The following is a 23,358-nucleotide window of genomic DNA, read 5'->3' as shown; positions in this document are numbered from 1 at the left end:
TCTTATTTAACCCTTTGGATTTTGTATTTGAATAGGTCTGTTTCTTTTTGAATGCTGGCACGTGATGCTTCAATTGTGCTTTCTTTTACTTTTTCAAACACTTCGTTTCGGTAAATTTGTACATTTCTAGGAGCGTCAATGCCTAACTTTATTTGATTTTCGGAAATAGATAATATTTTAATAGTTATGTCCGAACCAATTTTAATATCTTCATTTATTTTTCTTGTTAAGACTAACATATTCACCTTCACTCAGAAAAAAGGTTGTAGTTAACCGGGTAATTATCCGTATCAACTATTTTTTGAAATCCCGATTTATCATTTTGATTAATGTAAACCGGCGCTTTCAGATTCAATGTGATATTAAGAGGGTTAGAATTAAGTGTCACAATTCCAAACGCCTCAAAATTTTCTTCCTGCGGGAAATGATCATCAATTACTCTAAGACCAAACATCGGGAAAGCAATATCGGGATTTTCGATTGAGTTTAGCCAATAGAAAAAACTGTCATCCGGTTTAATGAAAAGATATTTTTTTAGATATTCGAAACCGAACAAGCCGTTTTCGAAGTTAATTATTTTTTCTTCGGTGAATTCAATTTCACCAAATTGATGTGTGTTGATTTTCATATTTACTCACTTAAGAATTACTAAATCTACTCTTCTGTTTTTAGCTCTTGATTCCGGTGTATCGTTCGTAGCAATCGGTCTGTATTCCGAGTAACCAACAATAGAAACTTTATCCGGAGAGATATTTTCTTGTTTTATTAAATAATAAGCGGTACTTAATGCTCTATCCACCGAAAGATGCCAGTTAGAAGGATAGCGTTCTGTAAATATCGGTATATTATCTGTATGTCCCTCTATTCTGATATCGTTTGGAATTGTGCTGAGAACTTTAGCTAATTTTTTCAATACTAATTTAGAAGACTCATTCATATCCGCTTTGCCGGGAGGAAATAAAATATCATCCAGAATATGTATCGTAACACCTCTTTCGTTTTCTTCCAATTGAATAGAGTTCGAGTAATTATTTTCTACAATCAACTTGCTGAGTTCTTCGCTTACTTTCTCTCTCGGCCTAGTCAATATTTTTGATTCCGCCATTTTTGGAACAATAGACTCATTGCCGAAATAACTTCCCATTGCTGCAACAACATTTTTATACTTACTGTTGTCAATATTCGATACGGCATAAAGAATAATGAACAAGCCCAAAAGCAGCGTAATTAAATCGGAATAGGTAATTAAGTACCGATCTTTATCACCGCTTTCTGCATAAGGATTTTCTTCGGAATCTAAGAACTCATTTTGCTTAATTGTTCTCTTTGCGGAAGCATTCCTATTAGTCTTGCCTTCATTATCGAAGGAATTTCTCCGCTCTGAAGTGTTAGCACTCCCTCCAAAGAAATCTCCATCATATTTTTCTCCTCTGAATGACATCTCTTTAATCTATCTCCTACTGGAAGCCATAAAATGTTTGCGCTGAATACACCCCACAGCGTTGCAATAAATGCGGTTGCAATATTTTTAATTAATGAATTAGGATCTGCGCCGGCATTAGCAAGGGTCATTATCAAACCCATTACAGTTCCTATAATACCCATTGTGGGTGCATATCCTCCCATTTTTGTAAATATGAAAATATTTGAATAATGCCTTTCCTGCATTGTTTTTAATTCAAGCTGTGCAAGATTCTGTAGCGATTCGGCATCAGTGCCATCAAGAACAAACTTTGTCATCTTTTTAGGAAAGACATAACCAAATTTGTTCAAATCTTTTTCGATTGAAAGCAATCCTTCTTTTCGTGCTTTAATAGAGAGTTCTACAAATGTGTCAATCACCCGGCTCACATCATACTCTCTGGGAAAGTAAGCTAGTCGAATAAGCGTAACTATATTTTTGAATTTGTCTAGTCCAAAACCAATAATGATTGCAGAAAATGTTCCGCCAAAAACAATTACTAAAGACGAAAATAAAAACAGCGCTTTAAAGGAACCGCCTTCTAAAAAAAACGCTCCGAAAATGGAAAATAAACCAAGAAGAAGTCCAATCAATGTTCCTGTTTTCTTTATCATAGATAATCAAAAAGAGATTTAGGATAATTGTTCGCTAAAAGTTTATTAGTGATCTGTAATAAGTAATCTTTGTTTTGTAATTCAACTGTAAGGGCTGCTACATCTACTCCCTGTTTGTTGCTAAGCATCTCCTGCAAATTTATTGTTTGGGTTGTCAACATCTGGTTCAAATCATCCATTCTATTAATAGATTGACCGCCAAGAGATTGTACATTTAGAATCGCATTATATGCGTTTTCTAAATCTGTTTGCTGAGCTTTGGTAGGTGCAGTCCCAGCAGTTAAAGAATCTATGATATTATTAATTGAATCAAATATGCCCGTTCCTAATAATTTAGAGCCGGGTATATTGTATGTCTGTTTTACGTCTTGAGAAATTTGAGCTTGCATCACTCCCGAAAAATCTTCGGCCGAAATGACGGCTTTCCCATTTACGTCAATCGTAACAGGATCCGACTGAAAATTAGTTCCTCCAAAAAGAGGCATACCATTATGCTTTGCTGTCATATTTTGTACAATCGCGGTTAACGAATCTTTAATTGATTGTACCATTGTTCCATAATTTTGAACATTAAGCGGATTATCGGCATCTACGCAAGTGGTCATTATTTTTTGAATTTCCACAGTCATGTTATCAAGCGATTGAAGAGAAGAATTCATAAACTGTTTTGCATTTACTCCATTCTGCACATATGTATCGGTCTTTTTTATTTGAGAGTTTAGTTTTATGCTCTCAAGTGAACCGGTAACATCGTCCGATAGTGTTTGAATCCTGCTATTGGTTGCAAGTTCAATCTGAATTTGTGTTTTACGCTTGAGAACTTGCTGCTGATTATACAAGTACGTTGCGTTTATTGAACTTTCTGTTACTCTCATAATTACACCATTTGTAAAATTGTCTGAATCATTTCATCCGCTATTTTTACCATTTTAGAGGCGGCATCGTATGAACGTTGAAATTTGAGAACGTTTGCCATTTCTTCATCAAGTGAAACTCCGGAAGTAGATGAATCCTGGTTTCCTAACTGTAAAAGGATTGCCTCACTTGATTGTATTGTATTATCGTTAGAAACTTTATCTAATCCAATGCTATTTAGTGTAGTTGAATAATTATCCAATAAACTCTGGCCGTTTAACTCCAATAGTTTTGAATCAAGCAGTTTGGCAATTTGAATAGCATTATTACCGTTTCCATCATTATTAACTGCATTGGAAGCGGCAATATTAGCCGGGTTATCTAAAATCGCTGGATTGATTTGCAGCTGACCATTCGAAATAGAATTAATCACATTTCCATTAACGTCAAGTTCTCCAAAAAATGGAATTCCGGTTTTTGAGTTAGCACCCTGCGCCAGGGTATTCCCGCTCATATGCAGTTGATTAATTTTATTCACAAAAACGGTTTCAAGGTTTTCAATACTGGATTTGTATTTAGCAATCTTGTTTGAATAAAGGTCAGAAACTGCAAATAATTCACCGCTGTTTAGCATTGCTATAGCAGAAGAATCGTTTTGTGAAACCAGCCGCATTTGACCATTAACAATCTTCATTTCAAATTGATTATATGTATTAAGGTCGGCACCATATAAACCGCCGACATTTACATTTACCGAACCATTCGGATTTTTTTGAACGGTTATATTAACCATCTTACTCAAATTACCAATCAATGCCTCTCTTTGATCTTTTAATTCATTGGCTTTAATGCCGCGCATTTCCGATTCGGAAATTCTTTGATTTAGACCGTTAATATCTTTTAAATATGTGTTAATCGTAGCAACATCATTTAGAGCTTCTGTTTGCAAACTGGTTTGAATATCATTCATCCCGTTTAAAATTTGTGAGAAGCGGTCGCTAACAGTTTGAGCATTCTGAATTACATCCAGTCTTCGAGGAGTTGAGTTCGGCTGCGATGCTAGTTGATCCCACGAATTAAAAAACTGAGTCATATAATTTGAAAGTCCATTATCTGAAGGCTCCGAAATTATGCTTTCAATCTGACTAAGTACTTGTGAGCGTTTATTGGCATCGGATGACTTTGATTGATAATTTCTAATTTGAACTCCCAGCAGATCATCTTTAATCCGCTGAACATCGGCAACGGTTACACCGGCTCCGCGTCCATTTTCAGCAGTTACAGTTGCAAACTGAATTCTTTGACGCGCATAATCGGGGTTACTTGCATTAGAAATATTGTTTGCAGTAACATCTATTGCCTGCTGATATGTAGACATTGCCCGTACGGCTACATCAAATACATTACCTATACTCATTATTATACTCTCTTGTTAACTAGTTTGTGCTTGTTTGGTCCCACAAGCATCAGAACAGTTTCTTTAATCATATTGCGTGAGAATTCGATCACAGTTTTCAAGTGTAAATTAGCCTGGGCTATTTTGTCAAGTTTAAGATTAATAGTCTCGCGCAATTTTGTCAGGTCTTTCATTTCATTTTCTAAATAACTTTTTCCATGTTCAAGAAGATTTTCAACAGAAGGTGATGAAAGTTCCAGCGAGTATAGACTGGCAATTTCTTTAATAATCTTAATACGGTTGGATTCTTCCCGTTCAACCGTTTTCAGTACTTTTTGTTCTTTAAGAATAACTTGCTCAAGAGCGTTATAATCGTTTTGAACAATTGCGAATTTTTCTTCTTCAAGTACTTCGATCAAATTGTCAAGATTATTATCCTGCTGCCTCAAAGAATTAACTAAAAGCTGTGCGTTCATAATTTACTCTCACTAAAATGATTGAAATAGCTTAACACTTTATTTATGTAATTTTTTGTCTCTTCAAAAGGAGGAATACCATTGTATCTTTCCACATTTTTCGGCCCGGCATTATATGCCGCAAGTGCAAGCTTCACATCACCACTATATTGTCGAAGCATTTTGGCAAAATATTTAGTGCCTCCAAGAATATTTTCTCTAGCATTAAACACATTCTGAACCCCCATATCTACCGCTGTTGAATCCATTAACTGCATTAATCCTTTCGCTTTAGCGCTGGAAACCGCTTTTTGATTCCCCGCGCTTTCTGTCATTATGATGGATTTTATAATATTTCTATCTACACCATAGGATTTGGCTGCTTCGTCAATATGCTGGTCCAACTTTTGGATTCTATTCAATGATTCATTACTTGGGTGTACATTCGTTGAATCAATTTTTATTGATGGTTCATTACTTAGATGAACATTTGTCGAATCAATTTTTGTATTAATATTATTTACTTTTATTGGTTCAACTTTATTACTGATCTTTGTACGCAACTCGGGCTTCATCTCTTCACCCGTAATTTTTTTGTAGAGCATCTCGGCAAGTCCAAGACTTTTTGTTTTACCCATATAAGTGGCAATTTCTTGTTCAAAAACAGTATCGAACATATCGTTGCCGTAACCTTCTTCGCCAAGCATTCCGCCTGTAGTCTTGTTCATGCTCTTAAGCATCATTTGAGTAAGCATACTTTCAAATTGCTTTGTTGCAGAGGCAACCTTTGCTTTTCCCTTTTCATCATAACGGGAATTCACTTTCATCGGTTGTGAAATTTGCCTTTGCGGATTATCTATTTTGAGCGTTAGTTCTTTCATTTACATTATAATTAATTCTGCCATAAGGGCGCCTGCTTCTTTAAGCGCTTGGAAAATTGAGATTATATCGCGCGGAGAAACTTTTAGAGAATTTAGTGCAGCCGCTACTTCCTGAACATTGCTTGCACCTTGTATGGCAACGGTGTTTGTTGAATCTTGAGTAGCATACGGAATCAAATTGTTTACAATGGCTGTCTTTCCTTGAGAGAACGCACCCGGTTGAGAGACAATAGGATAATTACGAATTGTAATATTCAGACTTCCGTGAGTAATTGTGACCGGCTGAATTTTTACATTCTGACCGGAAACAACAGTACCGGTTCTTTCATTTAATACAACTTTTGCAATCTCATCAACTTGAACCGGGATGTTTTCCAGCTCGGAAAGAAATCCAACAAGATTTGTTTGGCGGTCTTGCGGTATAGCAATTTTAACTTCGGCGGCGTCAACAGCTTTGGCAATATCACTTCCAAACTTTTTATTTACGGCTATTGAAATATTCTCCGATGTAGTAATATCCGGATCTTTCAAGAAGACAGAAATTTCACCAGTGGACTGCTCTGCAACTTCCATTGATTCTTTTAGTGTGCCGCCGCGCGGTACTCTTCCGGCTAAAGTATGATTTTTTGAAACTCTATTCCCGGTTGAAGTATTTATATCGTATCCTCCGACAGATATTGCGCCTTGAGAAAAACCAAATACTTTACCGCTTATACTTGATAGCGGTGTCATCAGAAGAGTTCCGCCTTGAAGACTTGTTGCATCTCCCATCGAAGAAACGGTTACATCGAACTCTGCGCCCGCTCGTAAATTTGAACTTAACGTTGCAGTTACAATTACGGCGGCAACATTTTTTGTTTTAAGATCCGTCTGAGGAACGGTTATCCCGAATCTTTTAAGCATACTTGTTACAGATTGTATTGTGAAAGATGAACGGTAACTATCTCCGGTTCCTGCCAATCCTACCACTAATCCGTAACCAATTATTTGTTCGGAATTTTTTCCGGACATGTATGCAACATCTTTAATTCTCTGAGAAAAAATTGAATTCCCCATGAATAAAAGAATTATAAAGAATAAAAAAAGTTTTGCTTTCATTTCGATCCTAAAACAACCAATGGAATATTTTTGTTAATAAACCCGGTTTTTGTGCATTATTAATTATGCCGTTCCCTTCAAATGATAATTCTGCATTGGAAATGTTGTATGAAAGAACTGCGTTGCCCGGAGAAATATCGGATGGGCGCACAGTTCCTTTAATAATAATTGTCTGCTCTTCACCGTTAATTGTAATTTTTTTACTGCCGTGAATTACTAGATTGCCGTTGGCAAGTACCGTGTCTACTGTTGCGCTTATCTTTGTACTTATATTACCTCTTGTTTGAGTTGATCCTTCACCGCTGAAATCATTATTAGCTGCCACTTTTAAATCAACATTCGGTAAAGCGGTTTTATCAAGACCACCCGAAAGACCGAATCCAACATCACTCTTTCTGCCAGCGTTCGTTGCGGAATTATTAGAAGCTTGTGTAGATTCTAATACAATTATTGTTATTGCATCTCCTTGCCTGCATGCCTTCTGATCAGAGAAAAGGGACGAGTAAGCATTTTGGCGCATATCCTGAGCTTTAATTGTTACTGTGAGAACAGTAAGTAATAAAATTGTTATTAGTCGTTTCATATTATTCTACCAGAGTTAAATTGCTTTTATCTACTATTTTCCCTTTGTATAATTTGTTTCCGTTTGATAAAACACTTATCACATCTCCAGCACATCCGTCTTGACGTGCAGTTACATCTATAGAAACATCAACACCAAGACCGCCGGTATGAAGAAATATTTTATCGCCTCGGTTTATTACAGGAATCGGTTCAATCATTTCTCCGGAAAGGATCGATCCGGATTTTACAAGAACCTTGCTTCTATAATTGGCAAGATTTTCCGTTACATTAATTATATTATCACCGTACAAGGAAACATCAGCAAGTTTTAATTCGAACATATTCGGCAAAAGATTTTCATTTCTCCGGATTTCCTTTGCCGCCGAAAAAACATTTTTATAAAGTTTTACACGTATAGTTAGAAGCGATAGACTTGCAATATTTTTGTTATCATAAATTTTTACAGGTAAATAGAAATAGTTCTTGTTCAAACGCGATTTTCTATCTTCGCTAATTTCAATGCGGGAGTAATTTTTAGGCGCTTGAATAATTTGATATTCATACTTTGCATACGAATTCAATTTTTCATCTAAATATTTTTTAAGCTGGACGTTAAAATTCTGCCCTTGCCCAAAAACTAAACCTATCAGTATTGAGATTAATCCGAACATATCAATTATCCGTTCTTAAGATTGTTTGCCATGGTCATCATATCTTCCACAGTTTTAACTGTTTTAGAATTAATTTCGTATGCGCGTTGTGCGGCAATCATCGAAATCATCTCTTCAACGATATCAACGTTGGATGCTTCAAGAAAACCTTGATTAATTTCGCCAAAGCCTGCATTTCCGGGAGTTCCAAGAACCGGTTGTCCGGATGCCGGAGTTTCCGCATAAAGATTATCGCCAAGTGAATTAAGACCACCGTTGTTCATGAAGCGCGCAAGTTCAATATTACCAAGTGTTGCTGCGCTGCCGTCGACCAAATGAGCTTCTACGGTTCCATCTTTTCCAATTGCAACACTCGCAATGTCCGAAGTCAAAGTGAATCCTGGCTCCAGAGTATATCCGCTTGTAGTAACAATTTTTCCTTCCGCATTTACTTTAAACGAACCATCGCGTGTATAAGCAAATGTTCCATCGCTCTTTTGTACCTGAAAAAATCCTTCACCTTGAATTGCGAGATCAAATTGATTGTTAGTAGGTGTAACATCGCCTTGCTTGAATATTTTTTGAGAAGATGCCGGCTTAACACCATTACCAACTTGAATCTTAGAAGTACTTGTGTCTTCCAACCCTGGAGTAGATGAAGTAAGAGGATTAATACTGACCTCCTGGTACATCAAGTCTTGAAATTCAGCTTTATTCTTTTTAAATCCGGTGGTGTTAATGTTGGCAATATTGTTAGAGATAACTTCAATATTAATTTGCTGAGCATACATACCGGTAGCCGCAGTTCTTAATGCACGTTCTGACATAACCTTCTCCTTTTATACTTTTCCAATTTCATTTGCCTGAGCGAGCGATTTATCTAGCGAGGCAATAATTTTTTGTGCTGATTCATATTCTTTATTAAGCTGAATCATTGCTTCCATTTCTTCAATAGCATTTGTGTTAGCTCCTTCAAGATATCCTTGAGAAATACCGTAGTCGGTTTCGGGAGCTGCAAAGCATTGCTGTCCATCAGTTGCAAAGTTAGAATCGTCAGATCTGGCCAATTGAGTTGAATCATCAACATTCATAATTAACAAAGTATCAATTGTTTTATCGCCAACCTTAATTTCTCCGGCTTTTGTAACAAGTATTACCGAATCCTTATTCTGCATCGTATCTTCCATAGAGATCGGACCGTTCTTTCCTAAAACTTTTTGATTGCTGCTATCAACCAAGAATCCTTCATCTGAAATTTTAAATCTCCCGTTGCGGGTAAGTTCTATATTACCTTCGTCATTTTTGACTGCAAAAAACCCTTTACCGGAAATAGCCATATCCAATGGATTAGCGGTTAGAAGAACATCTCCCTGCCGTTGGCTGGAAAGTTTTTTAATCTGAACATCACCCATCTGGTTTATTACTTCTGAAAAAGGAATTTCTCTTTTATATCCGGTTGTACTCAAGTTTGCAAGATTGTTTGCTATCACGTCAATATTTTTAACTTTGTATTCAAGACTTCGAGCGGCGGTATAGATTCCTTTTATCATTTCATCCTCTCTTACATTTTTCCAATTTCAAAGATCTTCAACCGCGATGCAAGCAGAAGTTCTCCTTTAGCAATGTTTAATCCCTTTGCTACTTTAGAGATGTGTTTATCGGTTGTATCAAAGATTGATTTGCTATTTCTCAGTTTCTTGCGCGCTTCTTCAAGTTTAGGATTTGTTCTTGTTACAACTTTTTCTTCGCGAAGCATTGTAATTTTATTTTTTAGGATCTGTGAAGCTCTCTTTTTAAAAGCAAGTATTGCTCTTCTAAACGTGATAACAAGCAGAATTACAATTGAAATCGAAAAAAATAATTTTATATGTAGAGGCAATGAACTAAAAAAGCCCGGAATTTCTTTGTTAACCGGTTGATTTATTCCGGATTGAGTAACAACTTTTACAATGGGAACTGTTTGTATTGATTGTTTTTCTTTTGCTTTGTTTATCTGCTGCTGAACAAGATCACTTATACGAACGCCATCTTTAAGCGAAACCGTCGAACTCGAGTCAACCGATTTACTTTGTGCAAACAATAACGAAGCAGAAATCAGAACAAAACAGAATACGGATCTCATAGATTTAATTTCCTTTTCAATGGGAAAATCAGATGAATGATTGTTCCTTTAAGCGGCAACGAGTTGAATTCAACAACACCTTCATTCTTCTTCATAAGTTCGTTTATTAGTTTTACCGTTACATTCGAATTGTATTCTTCCGGATTGGACAGTCCCATCACTTGTTCAGTTGTAAAAACCGAAAGAACAATTTTTTCTTTAATGTACTTTGATTGTATAACTATTGCCCCGCCTTTTTTAGAATCACTTTTAATTATTGAGAAAATGCTCGATAATAATTGTTTAATGTCTTTAGGATCACATAGAATGGGTGGCATATTTTCTTCAAGATCCAATTCACATTCCAGTCCAAGATTATCAAGCGTCGTTTTTATTACATTAATAAATTCACGCAGAACTTTGTTTATTTCGCACGGCTGGCTTTTTTGCGGCTGAGGTTTGTTAAGCCCGGAAAATTTAACAAGACGGTCAGCAAGGTCGCTGATCTTCTTTACCTGCTGTTTAATTTTATCCGTAATCTCGCCTTCAACGGTCTGTTCATTTTCAATATCGTTTGTATAACTTAAAATAACTTGAAGCGGTTCGCCTATCTCTTCCAATATTCCCTGCGCAAGTTCACCAATTGCGTAGGTATCAAAATCATTTTTCATCTTAGACTGGTAAACTTGAAGCTCCTGGTAAAGTTTATTGATTGTTTGTTTCTGTCGTAAATTTATAATCATCGGGATTATCATACTTAACAGAATTTGCACCGATTGATTTTCAAGCGAATCCTCCGATACTTTTGTAACCGGGGTTAGTATTGAAAGCAGTCCATAATTTGTTTTTCGATCAAAAATCGGGAAGATAATTTGATTGAGCTTCGAACCATTAATTGTGAGAAGATTCAGATCCGGAATTATAGTTGCTTTCTTTGTTTCGAATATCCAATCCAGAATGCCGTCTTTATATGCTTTATTTACCACAGCGATGTGCGGTTGTGATGTAGCCGTGTTCAGAGGAATAAGATTGCGGCGAGAATCGTTAAACAGAAATATCTCTACCTCTTTCGAAAAAATTATTCTTTTAACAAACTCTTGAAAAATCGAATTCAATTCTATAACGCTTTCAATATTTTGAATTCTTTTTTGAAACGAGGATACATTCTGAACAAAGAAAGAATATTTTTCAAATAGAGTTGAATTAACCTTATGGTTCTCAAAACTTACAAGTTTAAGATCTCCACGCGCTGCAGATTGTTTAGTGAAATACTGAAGCGACTTGTGAAAAGATTCATATTCGGTAGTATTGTCTTTAATCAGTCTCAAATTAAATACCTCAATGATTCAAGTTGACCAACTAATGGCTCACGGTAATTTTCTATAAATTTTCCAAGATCCGTCAAATCTTTGAAATGCAGATTATTAAAAATGTGCTCGTTCAATTCAATGTTGCCGTCCCAATTCAATTCTCCCATCTGCAATTTCTGGGTCATATAGTCTGCCAGATGAACTACAGAACTTAATACCGGCGCTTCTTGAGACAAATTCGGCGAGTGATGATTCTTGACAATATTGCAAATCAATTCAGGAATGTTCCAATTCTTTAGAAGCATTTCTCCTACCAACTGATGGTCTATTCCTAAAACTTGTCTTTCTGCATCAAGATATGTGGTACCATTGTTAACAAGATCGCAAATACTAACAAAGTCAGAATGCATGAAACGATGGACAACTGAAATTCCGAGATCATGTAAAAGTCCTGCAAGAAATGCTTCACCGCTTTTTTCCAACCCAAAATCCATTGCAATTTTTTTGGAGATTGTAGCTGTAATGTATGAGTGCATCCAGAAATTTTTCTGATCAAGATATTGATCGCTTTTGTTCCTCATCGATTCCATCAGCGAAAGTGCAGAAACAATATTTCTGATTTCATCGTAACCTAAAATCATTATTGCAAACTCAATCGAAGATACTCTTTTCGTTAATCCGTAAAATGGAGAGTTGGCAATTGTAAGAAGTTTTAGTACTACGCTTTGATCTTTGGATATTGCTTTTGATAAAATGTGCGGACTTGTATATTGATCGTTCAACAGTTCCAACACTTCAGTTAACAGCTTCGGAATGGGAGCTAATGTATTAACTTTTTTCAAGATCAATTCTGTTCGCTCGCGCTTCTGCGAATAATCAGTTGTTATTGTTTCCATGATAGCCTATAGATTTATTGATTCAAGATGACTTTTAAATAAAGGTTCGTAGCCTAAAATAAATTCTTCTAAATATTGAAAACTCCCAAAACCGAGGATGTCTATTATGTTTTCATCGAGTTCGAAATTATTATCCCAATCGAAAGCCCCTATTGATAAACGCTGGGTCATATAATCTGCAAGATGAATAAGTGAAGCCAGAACTCTTCCTTTTTCCGTTAGTGACGGTTTATGATGATAGAGTATAGCTTCGCTTATGTATGGAGGGAAATTCCATCTCTCAAGTAAGAACACGCCTATATCCTGATGTGTAAAACCAAGAGTTTTTTCTTCTGCCGTAAAGTGATTGACCTGATCTGTCTCGATCATACTTAAAATATTTTTGAATTCGGAATTCAAATAACGTTGAAGAACTACAAGACCCAAATCGTGAAGAAGGCCTGCAGTAAAAACTTCACCGGATTTTGGGTAGTGAAGATCATCAGCAATTCTTTTTGCTGCTGTTGCGGTCAACAACGAGTGGATCCAGTAAGCATTCTGATTCCAATCCGGAGTATTTTTGGCTTTAAAAGCTTCAACAAGAGATAGTGCAACTAAAATATTTCTGATATGTTCAAAACCGATAATGATCACTGCAAACTCGATTGTAGAAACTCGTCTTGGCAATCCATACAATGGAGAATTTGCAACTGCAAGTATTTTTGTGACAATACCTTGATCTTGAGAAATGATTTTGCAAAGATCAGTTGCGCTTGTTCTATCGCTGTCCAGCATCTGAGAAACTTCCGTTATAATGTGAGGTATAGACGGAAGTGTGCCAATATTCAGAAGCTTCTTTCTAATGTTTTCTTTTAATTCAGGATGCTTAACATCAACCATTGTACTCTGCCAGCTTAAGTTTAAGTGCGCTAATTATTTTAGAATGAATCTGCGATACTCGAGAAACCGTAATATTTAACACCTGTGCAATTTCTTTGTAGTTCAATTCTTCGTAGTAATACAAGCTCAAAATTGTTCTTTCCCTTTCGCCTAGTTCTTTTATAATATCAACCAATCTTTGTTTTAAATCTTTTGTTTCCAGAATGGCATCGGGTTTTTCTGCGCTGCTTGGGATAAGCTCTTGATATTGCATACCGTCATCATCGTTTACGGTTTGATTCAAGGAGATACTGGACAAAGAATAACTTGTACAGCTATCGCCTTGAACTGCATGTTCAAATTTATCCGTGTATTTGCGGAGCTCATCATAAATTTTTCCGCGTATACGCTGAATTGCATACGTCTCAAATTTGGTCCCGAAATCGGGATCGAAACGGTCTATGGCCTCGCTTAATCCTTCAATGCCAAATTGGAAAAAATCTCGGCGGTCTAGAATTCCGTTTTGAATCAGATTTGTCTTGTGAATTACGTAGTGAACAAGATTTACATAATTTAGAACAATCTGTTTCTTCAAATCCGTTGATGGATTTTGTTTGTACGAGGTCCAAAGAGCTGTATTACTCATTTTTTGTTTTTCCTGCTAAGTTCTCTGAATAGTCGCTCAATTTATTAAGCGAGTTTCTATTAATTGCTTTAATTATTCCAATTACTATTATGCTAAGCATAGAAGTAACTATGATAAAGATGACAAATGAATTGAGTAGAATTTTTTCAAGAGGCATTCCCCGTTGTGTAAAATAGATTACCGAAAAGAAAAATATCAGCAACCCGGTTTGAAGAATTATCTTGTTCATAGCATCCTTTTTTTGTTTATAAAGTTGCAAACACTATACCATACCATGTATGCCGCCGGGGCATTGCAAACATTGGTTTTTGAATGATTTAGAAAGAAAAAGAGTTGCTTTGACTATCTGGGTTGGTTATTATTAGCCAGTTGTGTGATAGTAATGAATCGCTTTACAAATAGATTAATTTCATTTGCTGCGATCGATTGCGGATCGAAATTAAGAAGCAGTTCTTGATTAATAATTGATTTATGCGCGGCGCTGTCATAACTGATTATTCCGAGCAATTCTAAATGTTCTTTTAAGAAATGATTGACTGCCGTTGAAAGATTTATAAATGCATTTTCTCCTTCGTCGGCATCACTGCATTTATTAACCACAACAAATCTTTCTGTTTCGGATTCGTTCTCAATCAAAAGTTTTAAAATAACATATGCGTCCATCAAGGCAGTTGGTTCCGGGGATGTTACAATAATGTTATAATCCGATTTTAGTAGTTGGCGAAGCACCAGATCATATGCCCCGGCCGATGAATCTAAAATGATATAATCATACTTGTCTTGAATCTTTCTAAGCATAACAAAGAAGTAATCTAAAATTTCCCGGCTTACTCTTGGGTAATCGCTTCTTCCCGAGTCCCCGTAAATTAAATCCAGATTGACGGCATAGTTAAAAACTATTTCGTCTATTGATTCGGTCTGCGCAAAGAAAGAAGAAATTGTTTTAGTTGTAGTTTGATTCAATAGGATATTCAGATTTGAGAAATTTAGGTCAAGATCAACAAGCAAAACTTTTTTATTCAGCCGTGAAAGTTGATAAGCAAAATTTGCAGCGAAAAAAGTTTTTCCGGTACCGCCTTTGCCCGAGCAGACAGAGATAATCTTGGAAACGGAATTTCTTTTTCCAACTTCCGCAAGTTTGTTTAGCTCCATCAGTCGTGATGCTTGACTGTTCATTTGTACAACTTACCTGTGTAAACCATATTTGCCAAAAATGCCGGAGTTACGGAAACAATGTCGTCCGGAATAACTTGACCATTAGTTAAAAACATAACCGGTATATTTTGAGTTACAGCCAGATTCATAATATTGCCGTATGAAACCGCTTCATCAACTTTCGAAAAAATGACCGAGCTGTATTTCAAACTTTTAAATTTTTCAGCGACATCATTATTAGTTCTGGTTGAATTGGTTGCGCTAACAACAAGCACTGTTTCATCAACTTGAGCCGCGTCCAGATGAGTTTTAATTGCATCCAGACTTTTTTTGCTGTTCTGGCTTCTTCCAACAGTATCAATAAAAATCAAATCCTTGTTCTTAAACTTTTTTATAAGCTTAGGAATTTCTTCCGGTTCATAAGCAACTGCCATTTCTATATCGCTGATCTCAGAGAATATTCTCAGTTGATCAATAGCTCCGAGCCGGTAAGTATCAATCGAGATAAGTCCTACATTGAGCTTGTGAATTATTTTAGAGATTACAGCAAGTTTTGCGATACATGTTGTTTTTCCAACTCCAGTTGGACCGACAAGAGCTATCTTATGTGTCTTCTTTTTATTCACTTTAAAACTTGTAGTTGGAATCATTGAAGCCATTGTTGAGAGGAGATAATTTTCTATATCCGATTCGTCAACAAACCCGGATGAATTTGATAAATGTTGAATCAATGTATTAGCAATATTTTTTTGAATCTCGTGAAGCTGCAATGTTTCGGCTATCTCGGCTATTTCTCTGTCAAAAGTTTTTACCGATGAAGCCGCGCGTGAATTTTTATTCTTTTTATCTTCGGAAATAGGAATAACTTCGGGTTTCTGATAAATCTTTTTTGTCAGCGCTTCAAGTTCGGATTTATAAGTTTCCGAAGATGGTTTCTTTTGTTCAACGCGATTATCAACACTCGCTTTGGCGGGCTGGTCTATACCGGCAGTTATTTCATACATCTTTTTCAAATTGAATCGTTTGTCATTTTCGAGAACACGCGTGCCAAGAATAATTGCGTCGATACCCATCTCAAGTTTCATTTGCTGTGTAGCTTCCTTTAATGATGGAGCGATATATTTTTTAATTTGCATTTTTTACCTCTAGCTTTCCTAAAAATTCCAATTCGATATTTGACGGCAACTCGGAATATGACAGTACCGTCAAATCCGGGAAACTGCTGTTTACCAATCGGTAGAAATACGGACGGATAGTTGCCGATGTAATTAGAATTGGCAAGTACCCGAGTTTGTTAAAGTTTTCAATCATTTGTTGAAGCTGTAAATTTAGTTCACGCAAAACCATTGGATTTAAACCGAGTGTAACTATGCTATCCTTTTGAGCCTGGAGCGACTTGGTTATTGCCGTTTCCAAGTTTTCGCTTAGCGCGCTTGCATGTATAATTCCATTTGAATCTTTGTAAAGAGTTGCAATTGTGCTTCCGATTGTGTGGCGTACATATTCCGTGAGTACATCAACATTTTTAGTTGTTTTGGAATAATCAATCAACGCTTCAAGAATCTGTACAAAATCTTTTATCGGAATGTTTTCTTTCAATAAGTTTTGCAAAACTTTTTGAATTGTACCAAGATTTAATACTTCCGGATTGATTTCATCAACAACGGCTGAGTAATCTTTTTTAATATTTTCGAGAAGCTGTTTTACTTCCTGCCGTGAAAGTATTTTGTCAAAATTTTTCTTCAACACCTCCTGGAGATGAGTGGATAGAACAGAGATGCAATCAACAACAGTGTAACCGAGCATTTCAGATTTTTCTTTTTCCTCACTTGTAATCCAAAAACTTTGCAGACCAAACGCTGGATCTGTCGTCGGCATTCCAGATAAAGTTTCTTCAATAGTACCCGGATTCATAGCAAGAAGACGGTCCGGAAAAACTTCATAATTGGAAATAACATTTCCTTTTATTTTGATAATATATTCATTCGGTGCAAGTTGAAGATTGTCACGTACTCTAACAGGCGGAATTAAAACTCCGAATTCAAGCGCAATTAATTTTCTTGTAGAAGAAATTTTTTGGAATAGATTTCCGCCCTGCTTTTCATCAACAAGACTTATAAGTCCGTACCCGATCTCAATTTCAATTGGATCAACTTGTAAATACTGCTCAATTTTTTCTTCCGCCGGTTCAGCAATCAGAATTTCTTCCTCAGTATTATTCAACGGAATAGAAGTTTTATTTTTCTTAGAAACGTATGACGTTGTACCTAATATAATACTGATCATTAAAAATGGAATTGCAGGCATTCCCGGAATCAAAGCAAATAAAAAGATTGCACCGCTCACTATTCCAAGTACTCTTGGATTTGAGAAGAGCTGTGTTTTCATTTGAAAATCTAAAGCTGTGCCTGCAGCGCTGCGTGTTACTACAAGACCGGCAGCAGTAGAAATAATCAATGCCGGAATTTGTGAAACCAGTCCATCACCGATTGTAAGAATTGTATACGTTTGAAGTGCGTCTTGAAACGATAATCCTTTTTGAGCTACACCGATTATAAATCCGCCGAGAATATTAACGCCATTTATTATTAATCCCGCAATTGCATCACCTTTAACAAATTTGCTGGCTCCATCCATCGCACCGTAAAATTCAGCTTCACGGCTAATATTTTCTCTTCTTTTTCTCGCATCGCTTTCTGAAACCAGTCCGGTGTTCAAATCAGCATCAATCGCCATCTGCTTTCCGGGCATTGCATCAAGAGTGAAACGCGCGGCTACTTCAGAAATTCTTCCGGATCCTTTTACAATTACTATGAACTGAATAACAACAAGTATTATAAATACAATGAAGCCCACAACATAATTACCGCCAACTACAAATGAACCGAATGATTCGATTACTCTTCCCGCATAACCTTCTATTAGGACCAACCGCGTTGAACTGATATTCAAACCAAGACGGAACAAAGTTGTTACCAGCAGCAATCCCGGAAAGACAGAAATATCCAAAGGCGATTGTATATAAAGAGAAACGATTAGGACTAAAATCGAAAGTGTGATGTTAAGTGCAAATAGAAAATCAAGGACTGTCGGGGAGAGCGGAACAAGCATTAACCCCAGCATCATGATTAAACCGAACGCCAGAAATATATCGCTATTTTTACCGAGAGCTTTCATCCGGCTAGATTATACTCCTTTTCTTTTTCAGTTTTTTCATTTGAAAGATGTATGCAAGAATTTGAGCTACTGCTTTAAATAATTTTGTCGGTATTTCATAGCCGACTTCAGCAGATTTGTAGAGTGCCCGTGCAAGTTCTTTGTCTTCATAAAGAGGAATATTATTTTCGACCGCAATTTTCTTGATTCGCTGTGCAAGTTCATCCATACCTTTAGCAACTATTTTGGGGGCGTTGTCTTTATTAATTTCATATTTGATAGCAATAGCAAAGTGAGTAGGATTTGTTACAACTACATCAGCTTTGGGAACATCTTTCATCATTCTCTTGTGCGCCATAGATAACATCTGTCTTCGTATTCTTGCCTTGATATGCGGATCGCCTTCGCTCTGTTTCATCTCTTCTTTCACTTCTTCTTTAGACATCATCATATCTTTTTTGAATTTGAATTTTTGGAAAGTCAAATCAATTGCGGCAAGAGCTGCAAAGAAGAGAACGATCTTCCAGATCATCGAGAATGCCGCATCGAGCATAAACTTTAAAGTCTCTTCGATACTTAGCTGAATTAGAAGACTTGTATCCTGAATCAATTTTGAAATAATAAAGTAAGTGAACAATCCTATCATGAATAATTTTGCTAATGATTTTGCGACTTCAATGAAAGAATGTGATGAAAATAAAATTCTCTTAATTCCGGTGAAGGGGTTAAAGCGTTCCATTTTGGGCATGAAAACGCTTGTCTTAAACTTGAATCCTACTTGCGCAATGTTGGTTATTAAAGTAACCACAACAATTCCAATTAAAACCGGAGCAAGAAGAGTAATAAAAAAAAGAGCCCATTTCAGCATGTAGGTTTGAATTATTGTTTTGTTGAGGTCAAATTTTTCGAGCGATCCTAATGTTTCAATTGTAAACTCAGAAAACTTTTCTCCAAGAAATCCTTTCGTGAGATAAATTAAAATTAAGCCAGTGCCAAAGACAGCAAGTGAATTGATCTCTTTGCTATTGGCAACCTGCCCTTTATCCCTAGCATCCGATAATTTCTTGCCGGTCGGTTGTTCGGATTTTTCCTGTCCGTCATTCTCAGCCATTATCAGATACCCATCGTTTTGATAATATTTGTGAGTTGCGATTCATAATTCTGGAGCAAATTTTTTATAACAAAAACATAAATCGGTGCCAATGCAGAAAGAAAAACAAGTCCAAGCCCAATCTTAGCCGGTTGTGTTACAAAGAATACCTGGATATTCGGAATAACGCGCGAGATAATACCTTCGGCAATATGAACTAAGAAGAAAGAAACCATTATTGGCGCTGCAATTTTTATTGCAATTGTAAAAACCGCAAAGGAATATTTTACAATCAACTGTACTACTGGTAAAGTTACAGTACTCTTAGAAAGAGGAACAACACTAAATGAAGCAACTACGGCGCTGATTATGTAATGATGCCCGTTGATAAGAATAAAAATCATCATCGAGACATAATAAATTACTTCTCCAACAACATTATTGTTTGCTTCCTGCAATGGATTCATAACTTCAGCCATCATCAATCCCATATCGTAACCAATTAAATGACCGGCAAAAGAAATTCCGTAAAAAACAAAGTTGAGCATAAAGCCCATAATTATTCCGGTAATAATTTCTTTTGCGGCACTTAGAGCGAGCGAGATAAGATTTATATCGATAACAATTTTGCTTTTGTCAATAGTCAAAAAAACCATGTACGCAATGACCATCGACAGAAATATTTTGGCAATTGTTGGAAATGAATTATGCCCCAATATGGGAGCAGTCACTATCATTGAAATGATTCGTAGAAAAATGAGGAGAACTATCACAAAATCGCCGATTAAAATTTCTGTCATCGCAGCACATGTTGAAACATTGTGAACATTTTTATTGTGATTGCAACCATTTTATCAATCATCCACGGCAGCATAAAAATTATGACCAATGCCGCAGCAATGATTTTGGGAACAAATGTTAAAGTCATTTCTTGAATTGAAGTTGCGGCTTGAAAAACAGAAATAAAAATTCCGACTATTAGAGAAACGCCCAGAACCGGAAGAAGGATCAAAAACGTGGTCCAGAAAGTTTCTTTCAACACTTCTATGATGAGTTCTTCAGTCATTTATGCAAAACTCCTTACCAAAGAACCGACAATTAAATTCCAGCCGTCAACAAGAATGAAAAGTAAAATTTTAAATGGAAGAGAGATCATCATTGGCGGCATCATCATCATTCCCATGGACATTAGTATGCTGGAGATTATCATATCAACCATTATGAACGGAATGAAAAGAAAAAATCCCATTATAAATCCCGCGCGCAATTCGCTAAGAACAAAAGATGGAATTAAAATAATTGTAGAAACTTCGTTCCTATTTGCAGGTCGAGGAAGGTTGGATAACCCAATAAACAATTCCATATCTTCACTGCGTGTCTGTTTGAACATGAACTGTCGAATTGGTTCAATACCTTTGTTGTAGGCTTCCTCAACATTGATTTTATTGGCCATTAACGGCTTAAGCGCTTCGTCGTTGACCTTATTCCAAGTCGGCGCCATTATAAAAAAAGTAATAAAGAGCGCAACTCCAGCCAGGAGCTGAGACGGCGGCATCTGCTGCGTCCCAAGTGCGCTCTTTAAAAATGAAAACACAATTATGATTCGCAAATATGCGGTTGTCATTATAACCAGAGAAGGTGCAAGCGATAGAACGGTCATTAATAATAAAATTTGAAGTGTTACAGAAACATCATTACCATTCTTAGCAGTACCAACATCTACATTAATTTTAGGAAACGGAATTGAAACCGATTTCTGCTGGGCAAATGAATCTGCGGCAATGAAAATAAAAACCGCCGCAATTATTATAAGGAACGATTTCTTGTTCATTTCATTCCCAAATTCTGCTTGAAGAGATCTACGAAGTTCGGTTTGTTATCTTTTGACTGACTTTCCGAATCTTGATATGAATTGTAATCCAGTTCTTTCAACAAAGTAATGCTGCTCTCACTTATGCCTAGAACAAGAAGTTTGTCTTGAACACGAATGAGAGATAAATACTTTTTTGGAAGAATTAATTGGTTATATATTACATCAACATTTACCGAGCGCTGTTTCTTGCCGCTCAAAGAAAATGAATATTTTCTTACAAGAACCAAAACACCGAAAAGTAATCCTAGAATTAATACCAAAGGAATGAACGATTTAACAATATCAAAAAATGTCATTAGTTGATGTCCTTTACTCTATTTGCGGGATCAACAAGACTTGTAATTCTTATTCCGAAATGTTTATCAATTACCACAACTTCACCTTCCGCAATTTTTTTATTATTAACAAAAACATCCACCGGCTCGCTGGCAAGTTTATCAAGTTCAATTACATATCCGCGTTCCAATTCAAGAATATCTTTGATCTGCATCTGTGTTCTTCCGAGTTCGATGTAGATATTCATCGGCAGATCTTTTAAGAAGTGAAGTTTTTCATTAGAGCCGCCGCTAGTTCTCGTTGAATCATCAAATTCCTCGAACTGAGCGATTGAACTACTAACCGCACTGTCTTTTGGTTCTTGAGAGTTGGAAGGATCAGTAAGTTCGTTTGTATCGTTATCCATATATTCCTCAGAAAGATTTTGGTTCGTCAATTACTTTAGTTGTTACTTTTATCGCTTTATGATTGTTAACGGAGCCGATTCTTCCGGTAAATAGAATTTGACTGCCGGTTCTAACTTTTTGATCGTCACTTAGTTTTGTTTCCAGACGTACAATATCTCCAACTTCCATTTCGAACAATTCTTTTATTGAAAGCTTAGTTGTTCCCATTTCAACCCGCAGCGGCAGAAGTGTGCCGGAAAGATGATTTGTTAAAACTTCTTTTGCCGTGATACCGTAATATTTTGTAGCTCTAATTGAAGAAAGCTTTTGAGCCGATAATTTTGCTAGAATGTTATCGAACGCAAAAGTTGCAAAACAAATATTCATCAAATACGATTGCTCGCCGATTAATATTTCGAATGAGATCAGCAATACAGATTCACTTTGAGATGTTATCTGGGCAAAATCAATATCGGGCTCAAAACGCTCTAGATTAAATTCAAAATTGTCTACTGTCTGCCATGATTTTCGCAAATCCTGCATAACTCTTTCTGCAACTACACGGAGAACTCTTTGTTCGATTGGAGTAATTACTTTAGTTTGCTTTGTTCCAAGTCCGTTTCCGCCTAAAAGTTTATCAACGAGTGATAAAGCCAAATCATTATTAAGTTCAAGAATTCCTCTCACATCTGTTCCTTTAATATCAAACGTGAAAAGACATGCCGGATTAGCAACCGATAGAATATACTCGGAATAATAAATTTGATCTACCGATGTTACGTTGATATTAACAACGGTTTGAAGTTTTGTAACCAGAAAGCCGCTGAAACTTTCCGCAAAATTTTCAAATATGCTTCTTAGAATTCTAAGCTGATTCTTGGAAATTCTATTGGGCAGACGAAAATCAAAAAGTACCGCTTCTTTTTCGTGGTTAGTTTCGACCTTCTGTTCGGTGCCGCTCTTAATATTATTAAGAAGCTGGTCAATCTCTTGTTGTGATAATATTTCAGGCATATTATTGTAAGATGTATTTACTGAAATAAATTGTGTTAATTTTAACAGCCGGCATTACCTGCGCCAAACGTTTGATAATCTCTGTTCTAAGAGTATCTCTGTATGCAATATTGCTCAGCTGTGTCATTTCTTTGCTGCTCATGATGGAAATAACCGCATCTTTGAGAAGAACTTCTTTTGATTTCAGTTCTTGATCATCTTTCTCGGAAGAAACATCGAATCCGAGCGATGATAAGAGCAATCTCTTACCATCGGTTTTTGCCGGATTGACGATCAGATCCTCAATCATAAAAACAAATTTGCCAAGTTCTTTACTGCTCGCCTGCGCCGGAGCCGCTTCTTTTTTTGTCTCTACTTGCGGGGTCTCTGTTGCAGAGTGATTAGTTTGAACTTTGTTCAGCAAAAAGTTCGCGGTGATAAAATAGACAGCTATAAGCTGTACGATGAAGATCGGAATTCCAAATAACAAAATTTTGAGATTCAGTCCTTTCTTCTCTTTCGGTTGAACTAGTGTTTCGTCAACCTTTGTTTCTTTTATTTCTTCTTTTGTCTGTTCCATAGTGCTGAATAAATTTCAATTGCTGTGCCATTGAAATTTGATTCAGAAACGCAAATAGATGGG

General features: G+C 36.3%; 30 protein-coding genes. All 30 read right to left on the bottom strand.

Going from position 1 to position 23,358, the window contains the following annotated elements; genetic code table 11:
* Window positions 1–2: 2 nt before the first annotated feature.
* Window positions 3–239 (bottom strand): carbon storage regulator CsrA, encoded by a 237-nt coding sequence (csrA, locus tag NTX65_11430; protein ID MCX6169946.1) that lies wholly within the window; start codon window positions 237–239, stop codon window positions 3–5.
* Between the two features lie 8 nt (window positions 240–247).
* Complete coding sequence (fliW, locus tag NTX65_11425; GenBank protein ID MCX6169945.1) at window positions 248–628, bottom strand: flagellar assembly protein FliW; 381 nt, start codon at window positions 626–628, stop codon at window positions 248–250.
* A 6-nt stretch (window positions 629–634) separates the two neighbouring features.
* Complete coding sequence (locus NTX65_11420) at window positions 635–1,318, bottom strand: OmpA family protein (GenBank protein ID MCX6169944.1); 684 nt, start codon at window positions 1,316–1,318, stop codon at window positions 635–637.
* A complete protein-coding gene (locus tag NTX65_11415; protein ID MCX6169943.1) occupies window positions 1,297–2,076 on the bottom strand; it encodes a MotA/TolQ/ExbB proton channel family protein in 780 nt (259 codons plus the stop codon). The genes NTX65_11420 and NTX65_11415 overlap by 22 nt, the downstream gene beginning before the upstream one ends.
* A complete protein-coding gene (locus tag NTX65_11410) occupies window positions 2,073–2,951 on the bottom strand; it encodes a flagellin (protein MCX6169942.1) in 879 nt (292 codons plus the stop codon). Before NTX65_11410 ends, NTX65_11415 begins: the two co-directional genes overlap by 4 nt.
* A gap of 2 nt (window positions 2,952–2,953) precedes the next feature.
* On the bottom strand, window positions 2,954–4,348 hold the full coding sequence (gene flgK, locus NTX65_11405) for a flagellar hook-associated protein FlgK (GenBank protein MCX6169941.1): 1,395 nt from the start codon (window positions 4,346–4,348) through the stop codon (window positions 2,954–2,956).
* A gap of 2 nt (window positions 4,349–4,350) precedes the next feature.
* The gene (gene flgN, locus NTX65_11400) at window positions 4,351–4,803 is read right to left on the bottom strand and encodes a flagellar export chaperone FlgN (protein MCX6169940.1); all 453 of its coding nucleotides are present in this window, start codon (window positions 4,801–4,803) and stop codon (window positions 4,351–4,353) included.
* Complete coding sequence (locus NTX65_11395; protein MCX6169939.1) at window positions 4,800–5,663, bottom strand: transglycosylase SLT domain-containing protein; 864 nt, start codon at window positions 5,661–5,663, stop codon at window positions 4,800–4,802. The genes flgN and NTX65_11395 overlap by 4 nt, the downstream gene beginning before the upstream one ends.
* A complete protein-coding gene (locus NTX65_11390; GenBank protein MCX6169938.1) occupies window positions 5,664–6,761 on the bottom strand; it encodes a flagellar basal body P-ring protein FlgI in 1,098 nt (365 codons plus the stop codon).
* Between the two features lie 7 nt (window positions 6,762–6,768).
* Entirely contained in the window at window positions 6,769–7,344 is a 576-nt protein-coding gene (locus NTX65_11385) for a flagellar basal body L-ring protein FlgH (protein ID MCX6169937.1), read from the bottom strand.
* Between the two features lies 1 nt (window position 7,345).
* A complete protein-coding gene (gene flgA, locus NTX65_11380) occupies window positions 7,346–7,996 on the bottom strand; it encodes a flagellar basal body P-ring formation chaperone FlgA (protein ID MCX6169936.1) in 651 nt (216 codons plus the stop codon).
* A gap of 5 nt (window positions 7,997–8,001) precedes the next feature.
* Window positions 8,002–8,802 carry a flagellar basal-body rod protein FlgG gene (gene flgG / locus NTX65_11375; GenBank protein ID MCX6169935.1) on the bottom strand — a complete coding sequence of 267 codons (801 nt, stop codon included), beginning with the start codon at window positions 8,800–8,802 and terminating at the stop codon, window positions 8,002–8,004.
* Between the two features lie 12 nt (window positions 8,803–8,814).
* Window positions 8,815–9,525: a flagellar hook basal-body protein gene (locus NTX65_11370; GenBank protein MCX6169934.1), complete on the bottom strand. Its 711-nt coding sequence runs from the start codon at window positions 9,523–9,525 to the stop codon at window positions 8,815–8,817.
* Between the two features lie 11 nt (window positions 9,526–9,536).
* The gene (locus NTX65_11365; GenBank protein ID MCX6169933.1) at window positions 9,537–10,097 is read right to left on the bottom strand and encodes a hypothetical protein; all 561 of its coding nucleotides are present in this window, start codon (window positions 10,095–10,097) and stop codon (window positions 9,537–9,539) included.
* Window positions 10,094–11,404, bottom strand: a complete 1,311-nt coding sequence (locus tag NTX65_11360) for a hypothetical protein (GenBank protein ID MCX6169932.1) — start codon at window positions 11,402–11,404, stop codon at window positions 10,094–10,096. Before NTX65_11360 ends, NTX65_11365 begins: the two co-directional genes overlap by 4 nt.
* Window positions 11,401–12,282 carry an HDOD domain-containing protein gene (locus tag NTX65_11355; protein MCX6169931.1) on the bottom strand — a complete coding sequence of 294 codons (882 nt, stop codon included), beginning with the start codon at window positions 12,280–12,282 and terminating at the stop codon, window positions 11,401–11,403. The genes NTX65_11360 and NTX65_11355 overlap by 4 nt, the downstream gene beginning before the upstream one ends.
* A 6-nt stretch (window positions 12,283–12,288) precedes the next feature.
* Window positions 12,289–13,161, bottom strand: coding sequence for an HDOD domain-containing protein (locus tag NTX65_11350; protein MCX6169930.1), 873 nt, complete (start codon window positions 13,159–13,161; stop codon window positions 12,289–12,291).
* Window positions 13,154–13,786, bottom strand: coding sequence for a sigma-70 family RNA polymerase sigma factor (locus NTX65_11345; protein MCX6169929.1), 633 nt, complete (start codon window positions 13,784–13,786; stop codon window positions 13,154–13,156). Before NTX65_11345 ends, NTX65_11350 begins: the two co-directional genes overlap by 8 nt.
* Window positions 13,779–14,015 carry a hypothetical protein gene (locus NTX65_11340; GenBank protein MCX6169928.1) on the bottom strand — a complete coding sequence of 79 codons (237 nt, stop codon included), beginning with the start codon at window positions 14,013–14,015 and terminating at the stop codon, window positions 13,779–13,781. Before NTX65_11340 ends, NTX65_11345 begins: the two co-directional genes overlap by 8 nt.
* Window positions 14,016–14,128: 113 nt before the next feature.
* Window positions 14,129–14,962, bottom strand: coding sequence for an AAA family ATPase (locus tag NTX65_11335; GenBank protein ID MCX6169927.1), 834 nt, complete (start codon window positions 14,960–14,962; stop codon window positions 14,129–14,131).
* A complete protein-coding gene (gene flhF, locus NTX65_11330; protein ID MCX6169926.1) occupies window positions 14,959–16,077 on the bottom strand; it encodes a flagellar biosynthesis protein FlhF in 1,119 nt (372 codons plus the stop codon). Before flhF ends, NTX65_11335 begins: the two co-directional genes overlap by 4 nt.
* Window positions 16,067–18,118, bottom strand: coding sequence for a flagellar biosynthesis protein FlhA (gene flhA, locus NTX65_11325; protein ID MCX6169925.1), 2,052 nt, complete (start codon window positions 18,116–18,118; stop codon window positions 16,067–16,069). The genes flhF and flhA overlap by 11 nt, the downstream gene beginning before the upstream one ends.
* A 4-nt stretch (window positions 18,119–18,122) precedes the next feature.
* Window positions 18,123–19,208, bottom strand: coding sequence for a flagellar biosynthesis protein FlhB (gene flhB / locus NTX65_11320; protein MCX6169924.1), 1,086 nt, complete (start codon window positions 19,206–19,208; stop codon window positions 18,123–18,125).
* Between the two features lie 2 nt (window positions 19,209–19,210).
* Entirely contained in the window at window positions 19,211–19,987 is a 777-nt protein-coding gene (gene fliR / locus NTX65_11315; GenBank protein MCX6169923.1) for a flagellar biosynthetic protein FliR, read from the bottom strand.
* Window positions 19,984–20,253 carry a flagellar biosynthesis protein FliQ gene (gene fliQ / locus NTX65_11310; protein ID MCX6169922.1) on the bottom strand — a complete coding sequence of 90 codons (270 nt, stop codon included), beginning with the start codon at window positions 20,251–20,253 and terminating at the stop codon, window positions 19,984–19,986. Before fliQ ends, fliR begins: the two co-directional genes overlap by 4 nt.
* Window positions 20,254–21,018 (bottom strand): flagellar type III secretion system pore protein FliP, encoded by a 765-nt coding sequence (gene fliP, locus NTX65_11305; protein MCX6169921.1) that lies wholly within the window; start codon window positions 21,016–21,018, stop codon window positions 20,254–20,256.
* Entirely contained in the window at window positions 21,015–21,356 is a 342-nt protein-coding gene (locus NTX65_11300) for a flagellar biosynthetic protein FliO (protein ID MCX6169920.1), read from the bottom strand. Before NTX65_11300 ends, fliP begins: the two co-directional genes overlap by 4 nt.
* Window positions 21,356–21,742, bottom strand: coding sequence for a flagellar motor switch protein FliN (fliN, locus tag NTX65_11295; GenBank protein ID MCX6169919.1), 387 nt, complete (start codon window positions 21,740–21,742; stop codon window positions 21,356–21,358). Before fliN ends, NTX65_11300 begins: the two co-directional genes overlap by 1 nt.
* Window positions 21,743–21,749: 7 nt before the next feature.
* Entirely contained in the window at window positions 21,750–22,736 is a 987-nt protein-coding gene (fliM, locus tag NTX65_11290) for a flagellar motor switch protein FliM (protein ID MCX6169918.1), read from the bottom strand.
* 1 nt (window position 22,737) lies between these two features.
* Window positions 22,738–23,295: a flagellar basal body-associated FliL family protein gene (locus NTX65_11285; GenBank protein MCX6169917.1), complete on the bottom strand. Its 558-nt coding sequence runs from the start codon at window positions 23,293–23,295 to the stop codon at window positions 22,738–22,740.
* Window positions 23,296–23,358 lie beyond the last annotated feature (63 nt).

It is taken from the genome of Ignavibacteriales bacterium (assembly GCA_026390795.1).
GTDB lineage: Bacteria > Bacteroidota > Ignavibacteria > Ignavibacteriales > Melioribacteraceae > Fen-1258.
Note: the sequence above shows the minus strand (reverse complement) of the source record. Positions and strands in the feature narration are given on the sequence as shown.

What these genes read in the sequence shown, in the direction of transcription:
- fliM (MCX6169918.1), bottom strand. Translation starts at nt 22,736, where the DNA reads ATGCCTGAAATATTATCACAACAAGAGATTGACCAGCTTCTTAATAAT.
- NTX65_11285 (MCX6169917.1), bottom strand. Translation starts at nt 23,295, where the DNA reads ATGGAACAGACAAAAGAAGAAATAAAAGAAACAAAGGTTGACGAAACA.
- NTX65_11370 (MCX6169934.1), bottom strand. Translation starts at nt 9,525, where the DNA reads ATGATAAAAGGAATCTATACCGCCGCTCGAAGTCTTGAATACAAAGTT.
- NTX65_11340 (MCX6169928.1), bottom strand. Translation starts at nt 14,015, where the DNA reads ATGAACAAGATAATTCTTCAAACCGGGTTGCTGATATTTTTCTTTTCG.
- flgK (MCX6169941.1), bottom strand. Translation starts at nt 4,348, where the DNA reads ATGAGTATAGGTAATGTATTTGATGTAGCCGTACGGGCAATGTCTACA.
- flhF (MCX6169926.1), bottom strand. Translation starts at nt 16,077, where the DNA reads ATGCAAATTAAAAAATATATCGCTCCATCATTAAAGGAAGCTACACAG.
- flgA (MCX6169936.1), bottom strand. Translation starts at nt 7,996, where the DNA reads ATGTTCGGATTAATCTCAATACTGATAGGTTTAGTTTTTGGGCAAGGG.
- fliR (MCX6169923.1), bottom strand. Translation starts at nt 19,987, where the DNA reads ATGACAGAAATTTTAATCGGCGATTTTGTGATAGTTCTCCTCATTTTT.
- NTX65_11365 (MCX6169933.1), bottom strand. Translation starts at nt 10,097, where the DNA reads ATGAGATCCGTATTCTGTTTTGTTCTGATTTCTGCTTCGTTATTGTTT.
- NTX65_11350 (MCX6169930.1), bottom strand. Translation starts at nt 13,161, where the DNA reads ATGGTTGATGTTAAGCATCCTGAATTAAAAGAAAACATTAGAAAGAAG.
- NTX65_11335 (MCX6169927.1), bottom strand. Translation starts at nt 14,962, where the DNA reads ATGAACAGTCAAGCATCACGACTGATGGAGCTAAACAAACTTGCGGAA.
- fliP (MCX6169921.1), bottom strand. Translation starts at nt 21,018, where the DNA reads ATGAACAAGAAATCGTTCCTTATAATAATTGCGGCGGTTTTTATTTTC.
- csrA (MCX6169946.1), bottom strand. Translation starts at nt 239, where the DNA reads ATGTTAGTCTTAACAAGAAAAATAAATGAAGATATTAAAATTGGTTCG.
- fliW (MCX6169945.1), bottom strand. Translation starts at nt 628, where the DNA reads ATGAAAATCAACACACATCAATTTGGTGAAATTGAATTCACCGAAGAA.
- flhA (MCX6169925.1), bottom strand. Translation starts at nt 18,118, where the DNA reads ATGAAAGCTCTCGGTAAAAATAGCGATATATTTCTGGCGTTCGGTTTA.
- NTX65_11410 (MCX6169942.1), bottom strand. Translation starts at nt 2,951, where the DNA reads ATGAGAGTAACAGAAAGTTCAATAAACGCAACGTACTTGTATAATCAG.
- NTX65_11345 (MCX6169929.1), bottom strand. Translation starts at nt 13,786, where the DNA reads ATGAGTAATACAGCTCTTTGGACCTCGTACAAACAAAATCCATCAACG.
- fliQ (MCX6169922.1), bottom strand. Translation starts at nt 20,253, where the DNA reads ATGACTGAAGAACTCATCATAGAAGTGTTGAAAGAAACTTTCTGGACC.
- fliN (MCX6169919.1), bottom strand. Translation starts at nt 21,742, where the DNA reads ATGGATAACGATACAAACGAACTTACTGATCCTTCCAACTCTCAAGAA.
- NTX65_11395 (MCX6169939.1), bottom strand. Translation starts at nt 5,663, where the DNA reads ATGAAAGAACTAACGCTCAAAATAGATAATCCGCAAAGGCAAATTTCA.
- flgN (MCX6169940.1), bottom strand. Translation starts at nt 4,803, where the DNA reads ATGAACGCACAGCTTTTAGTTAATTCTTTGAGGCAGCAGGATAATAAT.
- NTX65_11355 (MCX6169931.1), bottom strand. Translation starts at nt 12,282, where the DNA reads ATGGAAACAATAACAACTGATTATTCGCAGAAGCGCGAGCGAACAGAA.
- NTX65_11385 (MCX6169937.1), bottom strand. Translation starts at nt 7,344, where the DNA reads ATGAAACGACTAATAACAATTTTATTACTTACTGTTCTCACAGTAACA.
- flhB (MCX6169924.1), bottom strand. Translation starts at nt 19,208, where the DNA reads ATGGCTGAGAATGACGGACAGGAAAAATCCGAACAACCGACCGGCAAG.
- NTX65_11390 (MCX6169938.1), bottom strand. Translation starts at nt 6,761, where the DNA reads ATGAAAGCAAAACTTTTTTTATTCTTTATAATTCTTTTATTCATGGGG.
- NTX65_11415 (MCX6169943.1), bottom strand. Translation starts at nt 2,076, where the DNA reads ATGATAAAGAAAACAGGAACATTGATTGGACTTCTTCTTGGTTTATTT.
- NTX65_11300 (MCX6169920.1), bottom strand. Translation starts at nt 21,356, where the DNA reads ATGACATTTTTTGATATTGTTAAATCGTTCATTCCTTTGGTATTAATT.
- flgG (MCX6169935.1), bottom strand. Translation starts at nt 8,802, where the DNA reads ATGTCAGAACGTGCATTAAGAACTGCGGCTACCGGTATGTATGCTCAG.